Here is an 18,833-nt window from a genome sequence, read left to right as displayed (position 1 = left end):
CGAACCAAGGAGAAACGGCATGGCGACAGTGGCGGATTTCATCGTCGAGCGGCTGTACGACTGGGGCGTGCGCCGCATATACGGCTACCCGGGCGACGGCATCAATGGCTTCTTCGGCGCGCTCAGCCGGGCCGAAGTCAAGATCGAGTTCATCCAGGCGCGCCACGAGGAGATGGCGGCCTTCATGGCATCCGCGCATGCAAAATTTACAGGCGAGCTCGGCGTATGCGTCGCGACCTCGGGCCCCGGCGCCGCGCACCTCGTGACCGGCCTGTACGACGCGCGGCTCGATCACATGCCGGTGCTCGCGATCGTCGGCCAGCAGGCGCGCGCGGCGCTCGGCGGCCACTATCAGCAGGAAGTCGATCTGCCGGCGCTGTACAAGGACGTGGCGGGCGCTTTCGTGCAGCTTGCGGTGGTGCCCGGCCAGGTGCGCCACCTGGTCGACCGTGCGGTGCGCATCGCGCTCGGCGCGCGCACGGTCACCGCGCTGGTGCTGCCGAACGACCTGCAGGAACTGGACTACGTGCCGCCGAAGCGCGCGCACGGTACCGTGCATTCAGGCGTCGGCTACACGCCGCCGAAGGTGGTGCCGTACGCCGACGACCTGCAGCGCGCCGCCGACGTGCTGAACGCGGGCTCGAAGGTCGCGATGCTGATCGGCGCCGGCGCGCTGCGCGCGACCGACGAGGTGATCGCGGTGGCCGACCGGCTCGGCGCGGGCGCCGCGAAGGCGCTGCTCGGCAAGGCCGCGCTGCCGGACGATCTGTCGTGGGTGACCGGCTCGATCGGGCTGCTCGGCACCAAGCCGAGCTACGCGTTGATGACCGAATGCGACACGCTGTTCGTCGTCGGCTCGGGCTTCCCGTATTCCGAATTCCTGCCGAAGGAAAGCCAGGCGCGCGGCGTGCAGATCGACCTGAAGGCCGACATGCTGAGCCTGCGCTACCCGATGGAGGTGAACCTCGTCGGCGACAGCGCCGAGACGCTGCGCGCGCTGCTGCCGCTGCTGAAGGCGCGCAGCGACACCGGCTGGCGCGACCGGATCGCGAAATGGAATGCGGACTGGCACGAAACACTGGCCGCGCGCGCGGCCGCGAAGGCTAGCCCGGGGCGCGGCGTGAATCCGCAGCGCGCCTTCACGGAGCTGTCGCCGCGGCTGCCCGACGACGTGATCCTGACGAGCGATTCGGGGTCCTGCGCAAACTGGTATGCGCGGGACCTGATGATCCGCCGCGGGATGATGGGCTCGCTGTCCGGCGGACTCGCGTCGATGGGCGCGGCGGTGCCCTACGCGATCGCCGCGAAGTTCGCGTATCCGGTGCGCCCGGTGATCGCGATGGTCGGCGACGGCGCGATGCAGATGAACAACATGGCCGAGCTGATCACCGTCGCGAAGTACTGGCGGCAATGGCCCGATCCGCGCTGGATCTGCATGGTGCTGAACAACGAGGACCTGAACCAGGTCACGTGGGAGCAGCGCGTGATGGAAGGCGATCCGAAGTTCGACGCGTCGCAGCAGATTCCGAACGTGCCGTACTACCGCTTCGCGACGCTGCTCGGGTTGAAGGGCATCTACGTCGACGATCCGGAACAGCTCGGCGCCGCGTGGGACGAGGCGCTCGCGTCCGACCGTCCGGTCGTGCTCGAGGTGAAGAGCGATCCGGAAGTGCCGCCGCTGCCGCCGCACGTGACGCTGCAGCAGGCGAAGCATTTCGCCGAAACGCTGGTCAAGGGCGACGCGCGCGAAGCGAACGTGATCGTCGAGACCGCGCGGCAGGTGCTGTCGGCCGTGTTGCCGGGCAACGGCGATCATGGCGGCAAGGGAGGCAGGCACGAGTCGTAGCGGATGACGGGTGGGGCGGCACGGCGCGTTCGCGGTGCCGACCTGCCCCGCGCGGTGCGGTGCGGCGCGTCAACCGATATCGACGTCGTCGGGTCCGTCACCCTGCAGCGCGAGCGCCGCGTTGACCAGTCCGACCTGCGCGAGCGTGAACGGAAAATTCCCGCACATGCGCTGCGCCTTCACGTCGTATTCCTCGGCCAGCAGACCGACGTCGTTGCGCAGGCCCAGCAGCCGCTTGAACAGCGCATGCGCATCGTCTTCGCGCCCCTGCATCCGGTACACCTGCGCGAGCCAGAACCCGGCCGCGACGAACGCACCCTCGTTGCCCTCGCAACCATCATTGAAACGCGGAGGGTGATAACGGAACGGCAGGCCATCCTCGACCAGATCTCGCTCGATGGCGGCCACCGTCGCGGCGACGCGCGGGTCGGCCGCATCGAGCATCCCCGTCAGCGGAATCAGCAGCAGGCTCACGTCGAGCCCGTCGCCGTCGTAGCGCTCGACGAAGCGGCCGAGCTTCTCGTGATAGCCGCGCGAGAGCACGTCCGCATGCACGGTATCGGCCCAGCGCCGCCATTCGTCGAGCGGCGCATGATGGCCGAACGCGCGCGCGGAACGGTACGCGCTTTCGACGGCCGCCCACACCATCACCTTCGACGACGTGAACTGGTGCCGGCCGCTGCGCACTTCCCAGATCCCTTCGTCGGGCTCGCGCCAGATCGTCGCCAGATGCTCGAGCAGACGCCGCTCGAGCGTCCACGCGTCGTCGTCGGGCGGCAACCCGTGGCGACGCGCCTGGTACAGCGCGGCCAGCACCTCGCCGTACACGTCGAGCTGCAGCTGTTCGGCCGCCGCGTTGCCGAAGCGCACCGGCTGCGCCCCTTCGTAGCCGGCCAGGTGAGCGGCTTCCCATTCGTCCGCGCGCCGGCCGCCATCCGCCGCGTACAGCACCTGCAGTTGCGCCGGGTGATCGGCGATCGCGCGCACCAGCCAGTCGCGCCAGCGCGCCGCCTCCTCGCGGTAGCCGCAGCGCACCAGCGCGCGCAGCGTGAAGCTCGCGTCGCGCAGCCAGCAGAACCGGTAATCCCAATTGCGCGCGCCGCCGAAGCGTTCAGGCAGCGAGCTCGTCGGCGCCGCGACGATGCCGCCGGTGCGCACGCTCGACAGCAGCTTCACCGTGATCAGCGCGCGCTCGATCGCGTCGCGATACGGGCCTTGCGCCGCGTTGCACTTCGACCAGGCGCGCCAGAACGCCTGTGTGTCGCGCAGCGACGCGTACGGATCCGGCACGGACGGCGGCCGGTCGTACGAGCGCGCGTAGCTGATGCAGAAATCCGCGCGCTCGCCCGCCGCGATGCGCTGCGTGCCGACGAGCCGGTCGTCCCGCACGTCGAGGCGCGTGTCGGCATCGAGCCACATCGCATCGCCGCCCGTCATCATCCGCCAGCGCCGGCCGAAACGGCGGCACCACGGCAACGCGTTGCCGTAGTCGAAACGCACGCCGAGATCGACGTCGAACTCGATCGTGCCGCGCTCGCCACGCACGCTGCGGATCAGGCACGGGTCGGGCGCGGCCCAGCTCATCCAGTCGATCATGACCGCGCAACCCGATGACGTCTCGAACGCCGTTTCGAGCACCGCGGTGCCGGGCAGGTAGCGGCGCGTCGCGCGCGCATCCGGCTCGCGCGGCGCGACGCGGAAGCGCCCGTTGTCGGGCGTGCCGACGAGTGCGGCGAAACATGGCGGCGAGTCGAAGTCGGGCCAGCACAGCCAGTCGATGCTGCCGTCGCACGCGACGAGCGCGGCGCTGCGGCCGTCGCCGATCAACGCGTAGTCCTCGATTCGCATCGCGCTCACCGGTCGAGCTTGCGCGCGGCGACGAAGGCGGCCGCGAGCATCGCGAACACCGCGCCGTACGCGAGCGCGCGCGACGTGCCGAGCCCTGCCTCGGCACCGGTGCGGTGCGCTTCGACGCCGAACGCGCCGCGCGTCGCATGGCGGCCCGGCACGGTGTGCCACAGGTTCGATTCGCGCGGGCCGGCGGGCGTCTTGCGTTGCTGGCCGCGCACAGCCGAATGCGCGAGATAACGGTCGAAGCAGCCGGGCGCGAGCGCGTTCGCGACGATCGCGGCCAGCGACGACCAGCCGACCCAGCGCTCGCGGCACGGATGGCGCGCGGCCTCGACGATCGCCTCTGCCGCCACCTCCGGTGCATAGACGGGCGCGACCGGACGCGGCGCATTCGGCAACAGGGATTCGGCCCAATCGAACTGCGGCGTGTCGATCGCCGGCAACTGCACCATCGTCACGCGCACGCGGCTGCGCGCATGCAGCAGCTCGCAGCGCAGCGCGTCGGTGAAGCCGCGGATCGCGTGCTTCGCGCCGCAGTACGGCGCCTGCAACGGGATCGACCGGTACGCGAGCGCGGAGCCGACCTGCACGATCGTGCCGCGATTGCGCGGCGCCATCCGCGCAAGCGCTGCGCGCGTGCCGTACACGCAGCCGAGGTAGGTGACCGCGGTCACGCGCGCATAGTCTTCCGGCGCAATCTCGTCGAACGGCGCGAACACGGTCACCATCGCGTTGTTGACCCACACGTCGAGCGGGCCGAGTTCGTTCTCGATGCGTTCGGCCGCCGCATCGAGCGCGGCGGCGTCGCTGACGTCCACGGCGATCGGCAGCGCTTCGACGCCATAGACGCGCACTTCGCACGCGGTGTCGTGCAGCGCGCGCGGATCGCGTGCGAGCAGCGCGACGTTCACGCCGCGCCGCGCAAACGCGTGGGCGGTCGCGCGGCCGACGCCGGCGCTCGCGCCGGTGATCGCGACGGTCTTCACGATTGATTCCTCCCGTTTTTTTCATGGTGGCCGGCAATCGGCGTAGCAAGCGGCGTGCCGCGCACCACGCGAGCCGTGCGATCCGGGTGCGCACCGTGAACGGTCGCCAAATTTACAAGCCGGCTGTAACGCGCGGGCCGTTGCGTCCGCAATAGCCGGGCCGACCGTCAGCGCGCCGCGCACGCACGGGAATTGCTCTGCCGCGAGCGGCCTGTCGCCATGCCGCCGAATCCGGCAAGGAGTCGCGTTGGTCGTTCCGCTGTTCGTCAAAGCGCGCCGAATCGCGTGCCTCGCCGCTGGTGCGTGCGTCACCGCGTCGGCGGCCGCACGTGCGGCCGACGCGCCCGCCTCCCCCGCCGGGCCGCTGCCGCTCGCGTACGTCGCCCATGCAGCCGGCCCGGCCGCGGGGCCGGTATTCGTGCTCGGGTGGGCATTGCTCGCGTTGTGCATGCTCGTCTGCATGGCGATCGCGGTACTGCTGCTGGTCGCGATGTTTCGCCACCGCGCGCAGCCAGGCGACAGCCCCGGCGGCGGGCTGGCGATCGTGACGGTCGGCTCCGCGATCTCGATCGTGCTGCTGTTCGGTGCACTCGTATACATGCTGCGCGTGCTCGGTGCGGTGGCGTCGCCGCCGCGTCCGCCTGCGCTGACGATCGTCGTCACCGCGCACGACTGGTGGTGGGCCGTCCGCTATCCGGATGACGCGAGCGGCGCCGCGTTCGTCACCGCGAACGAGATCCACATCCCGGTGGGCGAACCCGTCGCGATCGAGCTGAAAAGCGCGGACGTGATCCACGCGTTCTGGGTCCCGCAACTGGCCGGCAAGACGCAGACGGTCCCCGGCCAGACGAATCACCAGTGGCTGCAGGCGGACCGGCCGGGCGTCTATCGCGGACAGTGCTCGCAGTATTGCGGCGCGCAGCATGCGCACATGGCGTTCGAGGTCGTCGCCGAGCCGCCCGACGCGTTTCGCGCGTGGCTGGCCGCGCAGCGGCAGCCGGCGAGCGCGCCCGCGGCCGGCGCCGAGCAGCGTGGCCGGCACGTGTTCGCCGCGCGCTGCGCGGGCTGCCACGCGGTGCGCGGCACCGATGCGGCAGGCGATGCGGGCCCCGACCTGTCGCATCTCGGGTCGCGCCGGCTGCTCGCGGCCGGCACGCTCGACAACACGCCCGAGAACCTGCGGCGCTGGATCGAACATGCGCAGCAGGTCAAGCCGCAGACGCTGATGCCGTCGTTCGCGCTCGCGCCGCGCGACGCCGACGATCTCGCCGCGTATCTCGCAACGCTGCACTGAACGGAGGAAGACGACGATGGCCGTTGCCCGCGACACGCCCACGCCGCTCAGCCGCGTGCCCGACCTCGGCGAAGCGCCGCCGGGCTCCGCGCACGAGCGCGCGCTCGCCGAGCTGTGGGAATCGGAGCCGGGCTGGCGCGGCTGGCTCGGCACGGTCGACCACAAGCGCATCGGGCTGCGCTACATCGTCACGGCGTTCGCGTTCCTGCTGCTCGGCGGCGTCGAGGCGCTCGTGATGCGGATCCAGCTCGCGCGGCCGAACGCGACGCTGCTCACGCCCGCGCAATACGACTCGCTGTTCACGATGCACGGCGTCACGATGATCTTCCTGTACGCGCTGCCGGTGCTGTCCGGCTTCGCGAACTACCTGTGGCCGCTGATGCTCGGCTCGCGCGACATGGCGTTTCCGCGGCTCAACGCGTTCTCGTACTGGGCGTTCCTGTTCGCCGGGCTGTTCCTCTATGCAAGCTTTCCGCTCGGCGCGGTGCCGGACGGCGGCTGGTTCAACTACGTGCCGCTCACGTCGCTCGACTACAGCGCCGGCGCGAACATCGACATCTACGCGCTCGGGATGATCCTGCTCGGGATCTCGACGACCGGCGGCGCCGCGAACTTCGTCGTCACGCTGCTGCGCATGCGCGCGCACGGGATGTCGATCGACCGGCTGCCGATCATCGTATGGGGCACGCTGACCGCGTCGGTCGCCAACCTCGTCGCGGTGCCGTCGGTGAGCCTCGCGTTCCTGCTGCTGTGGCTCGACCGCAATGCCGGCACGCACTTCTTCGACGTCGCGACCGGCGGGCGGCCGCTGCTGTGGCAGCACCTGTTCTGGATGTTCGCGCACCCGTGGGTGTACGTGGTCGTGCTGCCGGCGATGGGCATCGTGTCGGACGCGCTGCCGACCTTCTGCCGCCGGCCGCTCGTCGCATACGAGGCCGTCGCGGTGTCGACGGTGGCGACGATGCTGATCGGCTTCGAGGTGTGGGTTCACCACATGTTCGCGACCGGCATCGCGCCGCTCGCGCTCGCATTCTTCGGCGCAGCGAGCATGCTGATCTCGATCCCGAGCGCGGTCGCGGTGTTCGCATGGCTCGCGACGATCTGGACCGGCCGCCCCGTGTTTCGCACGCCGTTCCTGTATTTCGCGGGCTTCGTGCTGATGTTCGTGATCGGCGGCGTGTCCGGCGTGATGACGGCCGCCGTGCCGCTCGACTGGCAGCTGACCGACACGTACTTCGTCGTCGCGCACCTGCACTACGTGCTGCTCGGCATCAACGTGTTCCCCGTGCTCGGCGGCATCACGTACTGGTTCCCGAAATTCACCGGGCGGATGATGAACGAGCGCTTCGGGCGCCTGACGTTCTGGGTCGTGCTCGTCGGCTTCAACCTCGGCTTCTTCCCGATGCACGTCTCCGGGCTGCTCGGGATGCCGCGCCGCATTTATACCTATCCGTCCGGGATGGGCTGGGACACGTCGAACCTGCTGACCACGATCGGCTCGTTCGTCTTTGGCATCGGGATCGTGATGTTCGTCGTCAACGCGCTCGTCAGCGCACGGCGCGGCACACGCGCCGGCGAGAATCCGTGGGGCGCGGCCGGGCTCGAGTGGTCGGTCGCGTCGCCAACGCCCGCGTACAACTTCGCGGTGCTGCCGCTGGTCGCGTCGCGGCACCCGCTGTGGGAAACGCGCGACGACGCGAAGCGCACCAGCATGCGGATCGGCTACCGGCTCGCCGACGGCCGCGAGGCGCTCGCGGTCACGCCGCTCGCGGCAACGCCGAGCGCGATCCTGAAGATGCCGGAAGACAGCTGCGTGCCGTTCGTGCTCGCGCTGCTCGCGACCGCCGTGTTTGCGGCAATGCTGGCGCGCTCGCCGACGCTCGGCTGCACGGCCATCGCCGGTTGCGCGATCGGGACCGCCGTATGGCTGTGGCCGCGCCGTGCGCTGGGGCAGCGCGCGCGCCTGCCGGCCCGCGACAGCACGCAGGTGCCCGCGGCCGCCGCCGGGCTTCATCCGGACGAACCGCCGTCGGCGACGGTGTTGCCGGGCGCGCCGGCCGCGTGCGTCGAACCGCTGCCCGTCGGCAGCTGCGGCGAGCGCGCCGGCGGCTGGTGGGGTGTCGTCACGCTGATCGTGACCGAGGCCGGGCTGTTCGGCTACCTGCTGTTCTGCTACTTCTACCTGCAGTCGCAATCGGCCGCGCCGTGGCCGCCCGAAGGGATGCCGAAGATCGGCCTCGCGGCCGGCAACACGGTCGTGCTGCTGTCGAGCAGCGGGTTCGTATGGCTCGCCGAGCGCGCGGTGCGGGCCGGCAAGCGGCCGCGTGCAGTGGCTGCGCTCGCCGGCGCGCTGGTGCTCGGCGTCGCGTTCGCGCTCGTTCAGCTGCACGAGTGGCGCGCTCATCCGTACGGCCCGACCACGCACCTGTACGGCAGCCTGTACTTCACGATCACCGGCTTCCACCTCGCGCACGTGGTGGCCGGCCTCGTCATCCTCGCGCTGCTCGCCGGGTGGACGGCCGCCGGCTTCTTCGGCCGCGAGCGGTCCGTCGCGCTGACGGTCGGCGGGCTCTACTGGCACTTCGTCGACATCGTGTGGCTGTTCATCTTCACCGCGCTGTACGTGTCCCCGTACTGGCTCAGGAGATCGGGATGAACGGCACGCGACGCTCGTGGTCCCCATTGCTGGCGATCGCGGCCGGCCTGGTCGGCGCGCCCGCGCTGTGGTTCGCGCAGATGCTCGCGTCCGAGACGCTCGCGTCGACCGCGTGCTATCCGCTCGGCGTCGCGCAGGCCGTGCCGCGCTGGGCGCACGTGGGCGTGTGGCTCGCACTGATCGCCGCGTGCGCGTTCGCGCTGGCGGCCGTCTTTGCCACGTGGCTCGTGCGCACGTGGCAACGCAGGCATGACGCCAATGTCCAGGCCGCGACGCGTGACGACAGCACGCGCTTTCTCGCGCGCTGCGGGATGCTCGCCGCGCTCGGGTTCGTGATCGGTCTCGTGTTCACCGGGATCGTGACGGCTTTCGTGGGGCCGTGCAGTCCATGGCGCTGATCTCGATCGCTTCGTTCCGCTTTCCAGGGCGCGCGATCGGCGCCGTACTCGCCGCGTGCGTCGCGCTCGCTGCATGCGACATGCAGCACGACGACCATCCTGCGTCCGCCAGCGATACGGCCGACGCCGCGTCGGCGGCGGAAGCACCCGAGCCCGCGTCGGGCTGGCGCTTCGTGCGGATCGGTGCGTCGGCGGCCGATGCCGGTGCGTCGATGTCGGCTCGCGCGAAAGAGGATCGCAGGCTTTCCGGGCAGCCTGCCGCGCCGGCGTCGGCTGCGTCGGCAGTGTCGGCCTCATCGCCCGCCGCGCCGTCGGACGCGGCATCGGCCAAGGCGGCCCGACGCCCGATGGTCGCCGCTGCCGCCGCGGACGCCGACGCCGCGACGATCACGCGCGGCCGCTACCTCGCGCTCGCCGGCGACTGCGCGGCCTGTCACGACGCGCCCGATCACACGCCGTACGCGGGCGGCCAGCCGGTAAATTCGCCGTTTGGGCCGATCTATGCGCCGAACATCACGCCGGATCCGGCGCACGGAATCGGCCACTACACGCTGCAGCAGTTCGACGACGCGTTGCGGCGCGGCGTGCGCGCGGACGGCAGCTGGCTGTATCCGGCGATGCCCTACCCGTCGTTCGCGCGCATGACCGACGCCGACGTGCGCGCGCTCTATGCGTATTTCATGCGCGGCGTCGCGCCGTCCGCGAACGCGGCAAAGCGCACGCGGCTGCCGTTTCCGTTCAACCAGCGCTGGGCGCTCGGGCTATGGAGCCTCGCGTTCGCGAACCGCGACCGGTTCGTGCCGCAACCGTCGCAATCGGCGCAATGGAATCGCGGCGCGTATCTCGTGCAGGGGCTCGGCCACTGCGGCGCGTGCCATACGCCGCGCGGGCCGGCCTACAACGAGCGCGGCTACGACGAGCACAGCCCGGCGTTCCTGACCGGCGGCATCAACGATCACTGGTTCGCGCCGAACCTGACCGGCGCGGATGCGGACGGCCTCGGCCGCTGGACGATCGACGACCTCGCCGCCTTTCTGCGCAGCGGCCATGCGGTGCGCGGCGCGGTGTTCGGCGCGATGGCGCCGGTCGTCGAAGAGAGCACCGCGCTGCTCAGCGACGACGATCGTCACGCAATCGCCGTGTACCTGAAATCGTTGCCCGCGCAACCGACTGCCGCGACGAGCCCGCTGGGCATCGGCGTCCCGCGGCTGACGGCCGCCGGGCCGCGGCCGGAAGGCGGTCAGCAGGCGCCGGGCGCCGGCATGTATGCGGGGTTCTGCGCGCGTTGCCACGGTGCGGACGGCACGGGCGTGCGCGATCACGGGCCGCCGCTCGCGGGCAATTCGGCCGTGCTCGCGGCCGATCCGACGAGCGCGATCCGGATCGTCGTCGAAGGCGCGCGGCCGGCGCCCGGCACGAACGGCCCCGTGCAGCGGATGCCCGCGATGCGCGGCGCGCTGACGAGCAGCGAGATCGCCGCTGTGGTCAGCTACGTGCGCGGCGCGTGGGGCAATCGCGCCGCGCCGGTGTCGGAGCAGGAGGTGAGGCGGTTGCGCGGGGCGATACATCGGTAGCGGCGGGCTGTGCGCTGGTCGTCCCGCGCAATCCGGCGCGGATCAATACGGTCGACCGCTGACGGCATCATCCATGGGCCGCCGCACGTGCGTGCGAGCGCGAGCGCGGGGCCGGTTTGGGCGCCGGAGCCAATTCGGCCGCGGGCGTGGTCGGTGCAACGGTCAGATGCAATCCCAGCGCTGCGACGACCTTCATCACCGTCGCAAACTCCGCGTTCCCGCCTTCCGACAGCGCACGGTAGAGCGCTTCACGCTTGACGCCGGACTCGCGCGCCAACGCGGTCATGCCACGCGCTTTCGCGACGTTCCCGAGCGCGGCCTGGATCAGTCGAGGATCCCCGTCTTCGAACGCCTGTGCCAGGTAGTGACGAATCGCTTCGTCATCCTTCAGGTACTTCGAGCCATCGAATTCGGCCAGTTCGCTGATTTTCATATTCAATCCTCCAGTTCGGCGGCGATTTGCTTCGCCGTCTTGATATCCTTCTTCTGCGTCGACTTGTCCCCGCCACACAACACCACGACGATTATCTTTCCGCGCCGCACGAAGTAGGCCCGATACCCCGGCCCTACATCGATCTTCATTTCGTTGACGCCGTCGCCGATCGCCCGCCACTGGCCAAGGTTGCCGAGCTTTGCCCGCTCGAGGCTCAGGTTGATCGCGGCGCTCCCGACCGGGTCGCGAAGGCCGTCGAGCCATTTGTCGAATTGGGGGGTGGTCAGGACTCTGAACATCGAGTGATTGTAACCCATAGGGGACAATTTCGCTATCGCTCCGCCCTGCTCGTCGGAGCCGCAGGCGCTGCGGGCGCACCTGAAGCAAGGCGCTCGACGCCATCTGCATTCGGCGTGCGTCGGGCCCGACCGATCAGCGGTTCCACGACACCGCTACCGACTCGCGACGGCCTCGGCTTCCGGTGCCTGCCATCCGCCGCCGAGCGCCTTGAACGCGGCGACCTCCGCGCGTGCGAATTCGGTTTGCGCATGCACGCGTTGGTCGGACGCGCGCAGCAGGTTTTCGTCGGCCTGCAGCACCTCGATCAGGCTGACGACGCCTTTCTGGTACGCCGCGAACGACGCAGCTCTCGCCCGGCCCAGCGAATCCACGCCGCCGGCGAGAACGGCCGCCTGCTCGTCGCGCTTGACGAGCGCCGAGAACGCGTTTTCGACGTCCTCGGTCGCGTGCAGCGCCGCAAGCCGATACGCGGCCAGCATTTCGGCATCCTGCCCTTTGGCCTGCGCGATCTGCGCATTGATCCGGCCGAAGTCGAACAGGCGCCAGCGCAGGCCGAGCACGCCCGCCGCCTGGTTGGCGCCGCCGGTAAACAGGTTGCCCGCGCCCATCGTCGTCGCGCTACCGATCAATCCGCTCAACGAGAACTTCGGGTAATACTCGGCGATGGCCACGCCGATGCGCGCGTTCGCCGCCGCCACGCGCCGCTCGGCCACGATCAGGTCGGGCCGCCGCCTCAGCAGTTCACCGGGCGTTCCCGTCGCCGCGATGCGCGGCGCAACCGGCACGTCGCCGCCGTCGAGCAATTCCGCCCGATGCGTGCCGGGCTGCGAACCGAGCATCACGTCGAGCGCGTTCATCGCCGTGTCCAGCGCCGCTTCGAGCACCGGCACCGTGGCGCGAACCTGCGCGAGCGCGCCTTCGGCCTGCCTGACCTGAAGCTCCGCCGCGAGCCCCTTGCCATACAGCAGATTGATGGTGGACAGCAGATCCTGCTCGGTCTGCTCCTGGTGCCGCGCGACCTTCAGCCGGCCCTGCAACCCGCGAATCGTGATGTAGATGTCCGCGGTTTGCGCGGCGACGGCAAGGCGCGTCGCCACCGCACCGGCTTCCGACGCCTGATAGTCGGCGAGCGCCGCTTCGCGGCCGCGGCGCAACCCGCCGAACACGTCCAGCTCCCAGCTCGCGTTGAAGTCGGCCTCATAGTCGCTGCCGTGACGGTCGAAACCCGGCGCTGAGTTCAGCACGCGTCCCAACGGCGTTTCGACCGACTGGTAGACGCGCGCCGCCTGGCCGGTCACATTGCCCGAAGGCAGCAGCGCCGCATTCGCCGCCCCCACCGCCGCGCGCGCCTGCGCGACGCGTGCCGCGGCCTGCACGAGATCGAGGTTCTGCGCCAGAGCCAGCGTGACGTAGCGCGTCAGTTGCGGATCGCCGAACCCCGTCCACCACGTCGCGAGGTCGGCATCGGCGGCCGCGTGCCGCTGGTCCATGGCGGCCTGGCCCAGGAACCGCTGCGGCATCGCGACGTCCGGGCGCATGTAGTCGGGACCGACGGCGCAACCCGCCAACAGGACGGCAACAAGAACCGCGGCAACGACGGGTTTGGGTAGCATGACGGTTTTTCGCAAGAATTCAATAGTGACTATAATACCAAATAGTCACTCGTTGTCCATCCTGTCGGCTGCAGCCCATGAAAAAAACCGCTTCCTCCCCGGCCCCCGCGCGGGGGCCGGCCGACCATGACGTCCGGGACCAGATCGTCGTTGCCGCCACCGAGCATTTCAGCCGGTACGGCTATGAGAAAACGACCGTGTCCGATCTCGCGAAGGCGATCGGCTTCTCGAAGGCCTATATCTACAAGTTCTTCGAATCGAAACAGGCGATCGGCGAAATGATCTGCGCGAACTGCCTGCACGAGATCGAAACCGAGGTGCGCGCGGCCGTTGCCGAGGCCGAACTGCCCACCGAAAAGCTGCGGCGGATGTTCAAGGTCTTTACCGAAGCGAGCCTGCGGCTGTTCTTCCGCGACCGCAAGCTGTACGACATCGCCGCCTCGGCCGCCACCGGGAACTGGCAGTCGGTGCAGGCCTACGAAGGGCGCGTGCAGAAACTGCTGCAGGACGTGCTTCAGGCAGGCCGGCAGAACGGCGAGTTCGAGCGCAAGACGCCACTGGACGAAACCGCGATGGCGATCTACCTGGTGATGCGCCCGTACCTGAATCCGCTGCTGCTGCAATACAACCTCGACACGACCGACGCCGCGCCCGCCCAGTTGTCGAACCTCATTCTGCGCAGCCTGGCTCCGTGATACGTCACCGTTTGTGACCATTGACTATTTTAGTCACTAGATCCACAATGAAAGCCCCGAACACTTCGTCATTGGGTCTTTCATGGTCAGGCGTCGCCTCGCTCACCTCGCAGTCGCTTCCGCACTGCCGCTCGCGCTAGCCGCGTGCAGCGGAAAAGCGCCTTCCGATCCGCGCACGGAAGCGCCGCTCGTGCGTACCGCCCTCGTGCAGGCGGCCGTTCCCGCGTCCCGCGCGTTTACCGGCACCGTCGCGGCCCGCGTGCAGAGCGACCTCGGCTTCCGGGTGTCCGGCAAGGTGCAGGAGCGGCTCGTCGACGCCGGTCAAACCGTCAGGCGCGGCCAGCCGCTGATGCGGCTCGACCCCGTCGACCTGAAGCTCGCGGCGCGCGCACGCGACGAAGCCGTGGCCGCCGCGCGGGCCCGCGCGCGGCAGACCGCCGAGGATGAAGCCCGCTACCGCGACCTGCGCGGCACCGGAGCGATATCGGCATCGGCCTATGACCAGATCAAGGCGGCGGCCGATGCCGCCAAGGCGCAACTGAGCGCCGCCGAGGCCGACGCGAACGTGTCGCGCAATGCGACGGGCTATGCGGAACTCGTCGCGGACGGCGACGGCGTCGTGATGGAAACCCTCGCCGAGCCCGGTCAGGTGGTCAGCGCCGGCCAGCCGGTGGTGCGGCTCGCGCACGCCGGCAGCCGCGAGGCCGTGATCCAGCTGCCCGAAACCCTGCGCCCGGCGATCGGGTCGAGCGCGCAGGCCGAGCTGTTCGGCAAGCAGGACGCGAGCGTTCCCGCGACGCTGCGCCAGCTCTCCGATACTGCGGATGCCAGAACGCGCACGTTCGAAGCGCGCTATGTGCTGCAGGGTGCGTTGGCCAGCGCACCGCTGGGTGCGACCGTGACGATCCGGATCGCGGACGGCACGCCGCAAGCCGGCCTGCAGGTGCCGATCGGCGCGCTGCTCGATGCAGGCAAGGGGCCCGGCGTGTGGGTCGTCGCCGGCGATCCGGCCAAGGTGGCGTGGCGGCCGGTCACGCTCGCGCATCTGGACGACGACAACGCCCGCGTGTCCGGCACGCTGAAGCAAGGCGAGCGCGTCGTCGCACTCGGCGCCCACTTGCTGCGCGAAGGCGAAACGGTCCGCGTGTCGCCGCAGGCCATCGCGCTCGCAAGCGAAGGAGCACGGCCGTGAGCGAACGCCGCTTCAACCTGTCGGCGCTCGCCGTGCGCGAACGCGCGGTCACGCTGTTCCTGATCTGCCTGATTTCGCTCGCCGGGCTCGTGTCGTTCTTCAAGCTCGGCCGCGCGGAAGATCCGGCGTTCACGGTCAAGGTGATGACCATCGTCACCGCCTGGCCGGGCGCGACCGCGCAGGAAATGCACGACCAGGTCGCCGAAAAGATCGAAAAGCGCATGCAGGAGCTGCGCTGGTACGACCGCAGCGAAACCTACACGCGCCCCGGCCTGGCGTTCACGACGCTGACGTTGCTCGACAGCACGCCGCCGTCCGAGGTGCAGGAGCAGTTCTATCAGGCGCGCAAGAAAATCGGCGACGTGGCGAACGATCTGCCGGCCGGCGTGATCGGGCCGATGGTCAACGACGAATACGCGGACGTCACGTTTGCGCTGTTCGCGCTGAAGGCCAAGGGCGAACCGCAGCGCCTGCTGGTGCGCGATGCGGAGACACAGCGTCAGCGCCTGCTGCATGTGCCGGGCGTGAAGAAGGTCGACATCATCGGCGAACAGGCGGAGCGCATCTACGTGCAGCTGTCGCACGACCGGCTCGCGACGCTCGGCGTGAGCCCGCAGGACGTGTTCGCCGCGCTCAACGGACAAAACGCGCTGACGCCGGCCGGCTCCGTCGAGACGCGCGGGCCGGAGATCTTCATTCGCATGGACGGCGCATTCGACAAGCTGCAGAAGATTCGCGACACGCCGATCGTCGCGCAGGGCCGCACGCTGAAACTGTCGGACATCGCCACCGTCGAGCGCGGTTACGAAGACCCGTCGACGTTCATGATCCGCAGCAACGGCGAACCCGCGCTGCTGCTGGGTGTCGTGATGCGCGACGGCTGGAACGGGCTCGACCTCGGCCGTGCGCTGGACCGGGAAGTCGGCGCAATCAACGCGGAGCTGCCGCTCGGCATGAGCCTGACCAAGGTCACCGACCAGTCCGTGAACATCAGCTCGTCCGTCGACGAGTTCATGGTCAAGTTCTTCGCCGCGCTGCTCGTCGTGATGCTGGTGAGCTTCGTCAGCATGGGCTGGCGCGTGGGGCTCGTCGTTGCTGCGGCCGTGCCGCTCACGCTCGCGATCGTGTTCGTCGTGATGGCCGCGACCGGCAAGAACTTCGACCGCATTACCCTCGGCTCGCTGATCCTCGCGCTCGGCCTGCTCGTCGACGACGCGATCATCGCGATCGAAATGATGGTCGTGAAAATGGAGGAAGGCTACGACCGCGTGGCCGCATCGGCTTACGCGTGGAGCCATACGGCCGCGCCGATGCTGGCCGGCACCCTGGTGACCGCGGTCGGCTTCATGCCGAACGGCTTCGCGCGCTCTACCGCGGGCGAATACACGAGCAACATGTTCTGGATCGTGGGGATCGCGCTGATCGCATCGTGGGTCGTCGCAGTGGCCTTCACGCCCTACCTCGGCGTGAAGATGCTGCCGGACTTCAGGAAGTTCGAAGGCGGTCACGATGCGATCTACGACACGCCCCGCTACAACCGCTTCCGGCAATTGCTGACGCGCGTGATCGCCCGCAAATGGCTCGTCGCTGGTTCGGTCATCGCGCTGTTCGTGTTCGCGATTCTCGGCATGGCGATCGTCAAGAAGCAGTTTTTCCCCATCTCCGATCGCCCCGAGGTACTGATCGAGGTGCAGATGCCGTACGGCACGTCGATTTCGCAAACGAGCGCCGCCACCTCGAAGGTCGAAGCGTGGCTCGCGAAGCAGAAGGAAGCGAGGATCGTCACCGCGTACGTCGGCCAGGGCGCGCCGCGCTTTTTCCTGGCGATGGGGCCCGAGCTGCCCGACCCGTCGTTCGCGAAGATCGTGATCCGCACGGACAGTCAGGACGAGCGTGATGCATTGAAGGCACGACTGCGGAAAGCCATCGCCGACGGCCTCGCGCCCGAAGCACGCGTGCGCGTGACGCACCTCGTGTTCGGTCCGTATTCGCCGTTCCCGGTGGCCTACCGGATCACGGGCCCCGATCCGGACACGCTGCGCGGCATCGCGGCCAACGTCGAGCGCGTGATGGCCGGCAGCCCGATGATGCGCACGGTCAATGCCGACTGGGGCACGCGCGCGCCGACGCTGCACTTCACGTTGCAGCAGGATCGCCTGCAGGCAGTCGGCTTGACGTCGGGCGCGGTCGCGCAGCAGCTGCAGTTTCTGCTCACGGGGGTGCCCGTCACGGCGGTGCGCGAGGATATTCGAACCGTACAGGTGATCGCGCGTTCGGGCGGCGCTACGCGGCTCGACCCGGCGCGGCTCGACGACTTCACGCTCGTCGGCGCGAACGGCCAGCGCATTCCGCTGTCGCAGGTCGGCAAGGTCGACGTGCGAATGGAGGAGCCGATCATGCGCTGGCGCGATCGCGTGCCGACCGTCACGGTGCGCGGCGACATCGCCGATGACTTGCAGCCGCCTGACGTATCGGCCGCCATCACGAAGGCGCTGCAACCGATCGTCGACAAGCTGCCGAGCGGTTATCGGATCGAGCAGGCCGGCTCCATCGAGGAATCGGGCAAGGCGACGACGGCGATGCTGCCGCTGTTCCCGATCATGCTGGCGATCACGCTCGTCATCATCATCTTCCAGGTGCGCTCGATCTCCGCGATGGTGATGGTGTTCCTGACGAGCCCGCTCGGGTTGATCGGCGTGGTGCCGACGCTGATCCTGTTCGGGCAGCCGTTCGGCATCAACGCGCTGGTCGGGCTGATTGCGCTGTCGGGGATCCTGATGCGCAACACGCTGATCCTGATCGGGCAGATCCATCAGAACGAACACGCGGGGCTGGACCCGTTCCATGCGGTCGTCGAAGCGACCGTGCAGCGGGCCCGCCCGGTCATCCTGACCGCGATGGCCGCCGTGCTCGCGTTCATTCCGCTCACCCATTCGGTGTTCTGGGGAACGCTCGCGTACACGCTGATCGGCGGCACGTTCGCCGGCACGGTCCTCACGCTGGTGTTCCTGCCGGCGATGTATGCAATCTGGTATCGAATCCGGCCCGGCCATGCCGCCGGTTCGCGCCGCGGCGGGCACGAGGCGTCGCCTGCCGCACCTACACTTGCACCCGCGCTCGACGCGCGCGATTGATACCCACCCCGTTCATCGTATCGAAGGAAACAGCCATGTCGAACCCCACCGTTGTCGTCGTGACCGGCGTGTCGTCGGGCATCGGGCGCGCCGCCGCCGAGAAGTTCGCCAAGCGCGGGTGCCGCGTGTTCGGCACCGTGCGCAGTATCGCGCGCACGGCGCCCGTCGCCGGTGTCGAGCTGATCGAGATGGACGTTCGCGACGATGCGTCCATTCGATCCGGAATCCATACGATCGTCGAGCGCGCCGCGCGTATCGACGTGCTCGTCAACAATGCCGGCGCGAGCCTGATCGGCGCGGTGGAAGAAACCTCGGTGGACGAAGCGGCGGCCTTGTTCGACAGCAACGTCTTCAGCATCGTGCGCACGGTGCAGGCGGTGCTGCCTCATATGCGGAAACAACGCGGCGGACGCATCGTCAATGTCAGTTCGGTGCTTGGGTTTTTGCCGGCGCCGTACATGGGTCTCTATTCGGCGTCGAAGCATGCGGTCGAGGGGCTGACCGAAACGCTCGATCACGAGGTGCGCCAGTTCGGCATCCGCGCTACGCTGGTCGAACCGTCGTTTACGCGGACCAACCTGGACGTCAATGCGCCGCACGCGAGCGCGAGGATCGCCGACTACGATCGCGAGCGCGCGGCGGCATCGCAGGCCGTCGCCAACGGCGTGAAAGCCGCGCCCGCACCCGACGGCGTGGCGGCCACCATCGTCGAGGCGGCGCTGGGCACCTGGCGGATGCGCCGCACGCCGACCGGCGAGGCGTCGCTTTTGCGCACGTTGCGGCGCTTCATGCCGGCCGGCCCGGTCGATTCGAGCCTGCGGAAAAAATTCCGGCTCGCGTAACGCGGCGGGTCGGTGACAC

The 18,833-nt window shown here is 69.2% G+C and carries 14 protein-coding genes; 9 read left to right on the top strand and 5 right to left on the bottom strand.

Annotation, left to right across the window (positions count from 1 at the left end; translation table 11 throughout):
- The first annotated feature begins 19 nt into the window (after window positions 1–19).
- Window positions 20–1,846, top strand: a complete 1,827-nt coding sequence (locus AC1Z3W_RS16620; RefSeq protein WP_483508019.1) for a thiamine pyrophosphate-requiring protein — start codon at window positions 20–22, stop codon at window positions 1,844–1,846.
- 69 nt (window positions 1,847–1,915) lie between these two features.
- Here AC1Z3W_RS16620 and AC1Z3W_RS16615 read toward each other — a convergent pair whose 3' ends face one another.
- Entirely contained in the window at window positions 1,916–3,694 is a 1,779-nt protein-coding gene (locus tag AC1Z3W_RS16615; protein WP_483508018.1) for a glycoside hydrolase family 15 protein, read from the bottom strand.
- Between the two features lie 5 nt (window positions 3,695–3,699).
- A complete protein-coding gene (locus AC1Z3W_RS16610) occupies window positions 3,700–4,683 on the bottom strand; it encodes an SDR family oxidoreductase (protein ID WP_483508017.1) in 984 nt (327 codons plus the stop codon).
- A gap of 247 nt (window positions 4,684–4,930) precedes the next feature.
- Here AC1Z3W_RS16610 and coxB point away from each other — a divergent pair, with 247 nt between their 5' ends.
- From coxB to AC1Z3W_RS16590, 4 genes are read left to right on the top strand one after another with little or no spacing between them, the layout of a single operon-like run.
- Entirely contained in the window at window positions 4,931–5,977 is a 1,047-nt protein-coding gene (gene coxB, locus AC1Z3W_RS16605; RefSeq protein WP_483508016.1) for a cytochrome c oxidase subunit II, read from the top strand.
- Window positions 5,978–5,993: 16 nt separating this feature from the next.
- Window positions 5,994–8,633, top strand: coding sequence for a cytochrome c oxidase subunit I (gene ctaD / locus AC1Z3W_RS16600; protein ID WP_124833451.1), 2,640 nt, complete (start codon window positions 5,994–5,996; stop codon window positions 8,631–8,633).
- Window positions 8,630–9,031 (top strand): cytochrome C oxidase subunit I, encoded by a 402-nt coding sequence (locus tag AC1Z3W_RS16595; protein ID WP_124833450.1) that lies wholly within the window; start codon window positions 8,630–8,632, stop codon window positions 9,029–9,031. The genes ctaD and AC1Z3W_RS16595 overlap by 4 nt, the downstream gene beginning before the upstream one ends.
- Window positions 9,022–10,605, top strand: a complete 1,584-nt coding sequence (locus tag AC1Z3W_RS16590) for a c-type cytochrome (RefSeq protein ID WP_483508015.1) — start codon at window positions 9,022–9,024, stop codon at window positions 10,603–10,605. The genes AC1Z3W_RS16595 and AC1Z3W_RS16590 overlap by 10 nt, the downstream gene beginning before the upstream one ends.
- A gap of 67 nt (window positions 10,606–10,672) precedes the next feature.
- On the opposite strand, the gene AC1Z3W_RS16585 is transcribed toward AC1Z3W_RS16590, so the two are convergent.
- The 3 genes from AC1Z3W_RS16585 to AC1Z3W_RS16575 form a co-directional block, all read right to left on the bottom strand.
- Window positions 10,673–11,038, bottom strand: a complete 366-nt coding sequence (locus tag AC1Z3W_RS16585; protein ID WP_124833448.1) for an addiction module antidote protein — start codon at window positions 11,036–11,038, stop codon at window positions 10,673–10,675.
- Between the two features lie 2 nt (window positions 11,039–11,040).
- On the bottom strand, window positions 11,041–11,337 hold the full coding sequence (locus AC1Z3W_RS16580) for a type II toxin-antitoxin system RelE/ParE family toxin (RefSeq protein WP_483508324.1): 297 nt from the start codon (window positions 11,335–11,337) through the stop codon (window positions 11,041–11,043).
- Between the two features lie 153 nt (window positions 11,338–11,490).
- Window positions 11,491–12,951 (bottom strand): efflux transporter outer membrane subunit, encoded by a 1,461-nt coding sequence (locus AC1Z3W_RS16575; RefSeq protein WP_483508014.1) that lies wholly within the window; start codon window positions 12,949–12,951, stop codon window positions 11,491–11,493.
- 77 nt (window positions 12,952–13,028) lie between these two features.
- On the opposite strand from AC1Z3W_RS16575, the gene AC1Z3W_RS16570 reads away from it, so the two are divergent.
- The 4 genes from AC1Z3W_RS16570 to AC1Z3W_RS16555 all read left to right on the top strand — a co-directional run bounded on the left by AC1Z3W_RS16570 (window position 13,029) and on the right by AC1Z3W_RS16555 (window position 18,814).
- Window positions 13,029–13,646 (top strand): TetR/AcrR family transcriptional regulator, encoded by a 618-nt coding sequence (locus AC1Z3W_RS16570; RefSeq protein ID WP_483508013.1) that lies wholly within the window; start codon window positions 13,029–13,031, stop codon window positions 13,644–13,646.
- 82 nt (window positions 13,647–13,728) lie between these two features.
- Window positions 13,729–14,838 carry an efflux RND transporter periplasmic adaptor subunit gene (locus AC1Z3W_RS16565; RefSeq protein ID WP_124833444.1) on the top strand — a complete coding sequence of 370 codons (1,110 nt, stop codon included), beginning with the start codon at window positions 13,729–13,731 and terminating at the stop codon, window positions 14,836–14,838.
- Window positions 14,835–17,972 (top strand): efflux RND transporter permease subunit, encoded by a 3,138-nt coding sequence (locus AC1Z3W_RS16560; protein ID WP_124833443.1) that lies wholly within the window; start codon window positions 14,835–14,837, stop codon window positions 17,970–17,972. Before AC1Z3W_RS16565 ends, AC1Z3W_RS16560 begins: the two co-directional genes overlap by 4 nt.
- Before the next feature lie 35 nt (window positions 17,973–18,007).
- Window positions 18,008–18,814 carry an oxidoreductase gene (locus AC1Z3W_RS16555; protein ID WP_124833442.1) on the top strand — a complete coding sequence of 269 codons (807 nt, stop codon included), beginning with the start codon at window positions 18,008–18,010 and terminating at the stop codon, window positions 18,812–18,814.
- Window positions 18,815–18,833 lie beyond the last annotated feature (19 nt).

This window comes from Burkholderia sp. 10_S31, assembly GCF_056930375.1.
This window is presented reverse-complemented; position numbering and strand designations above follow the sequence as displayed.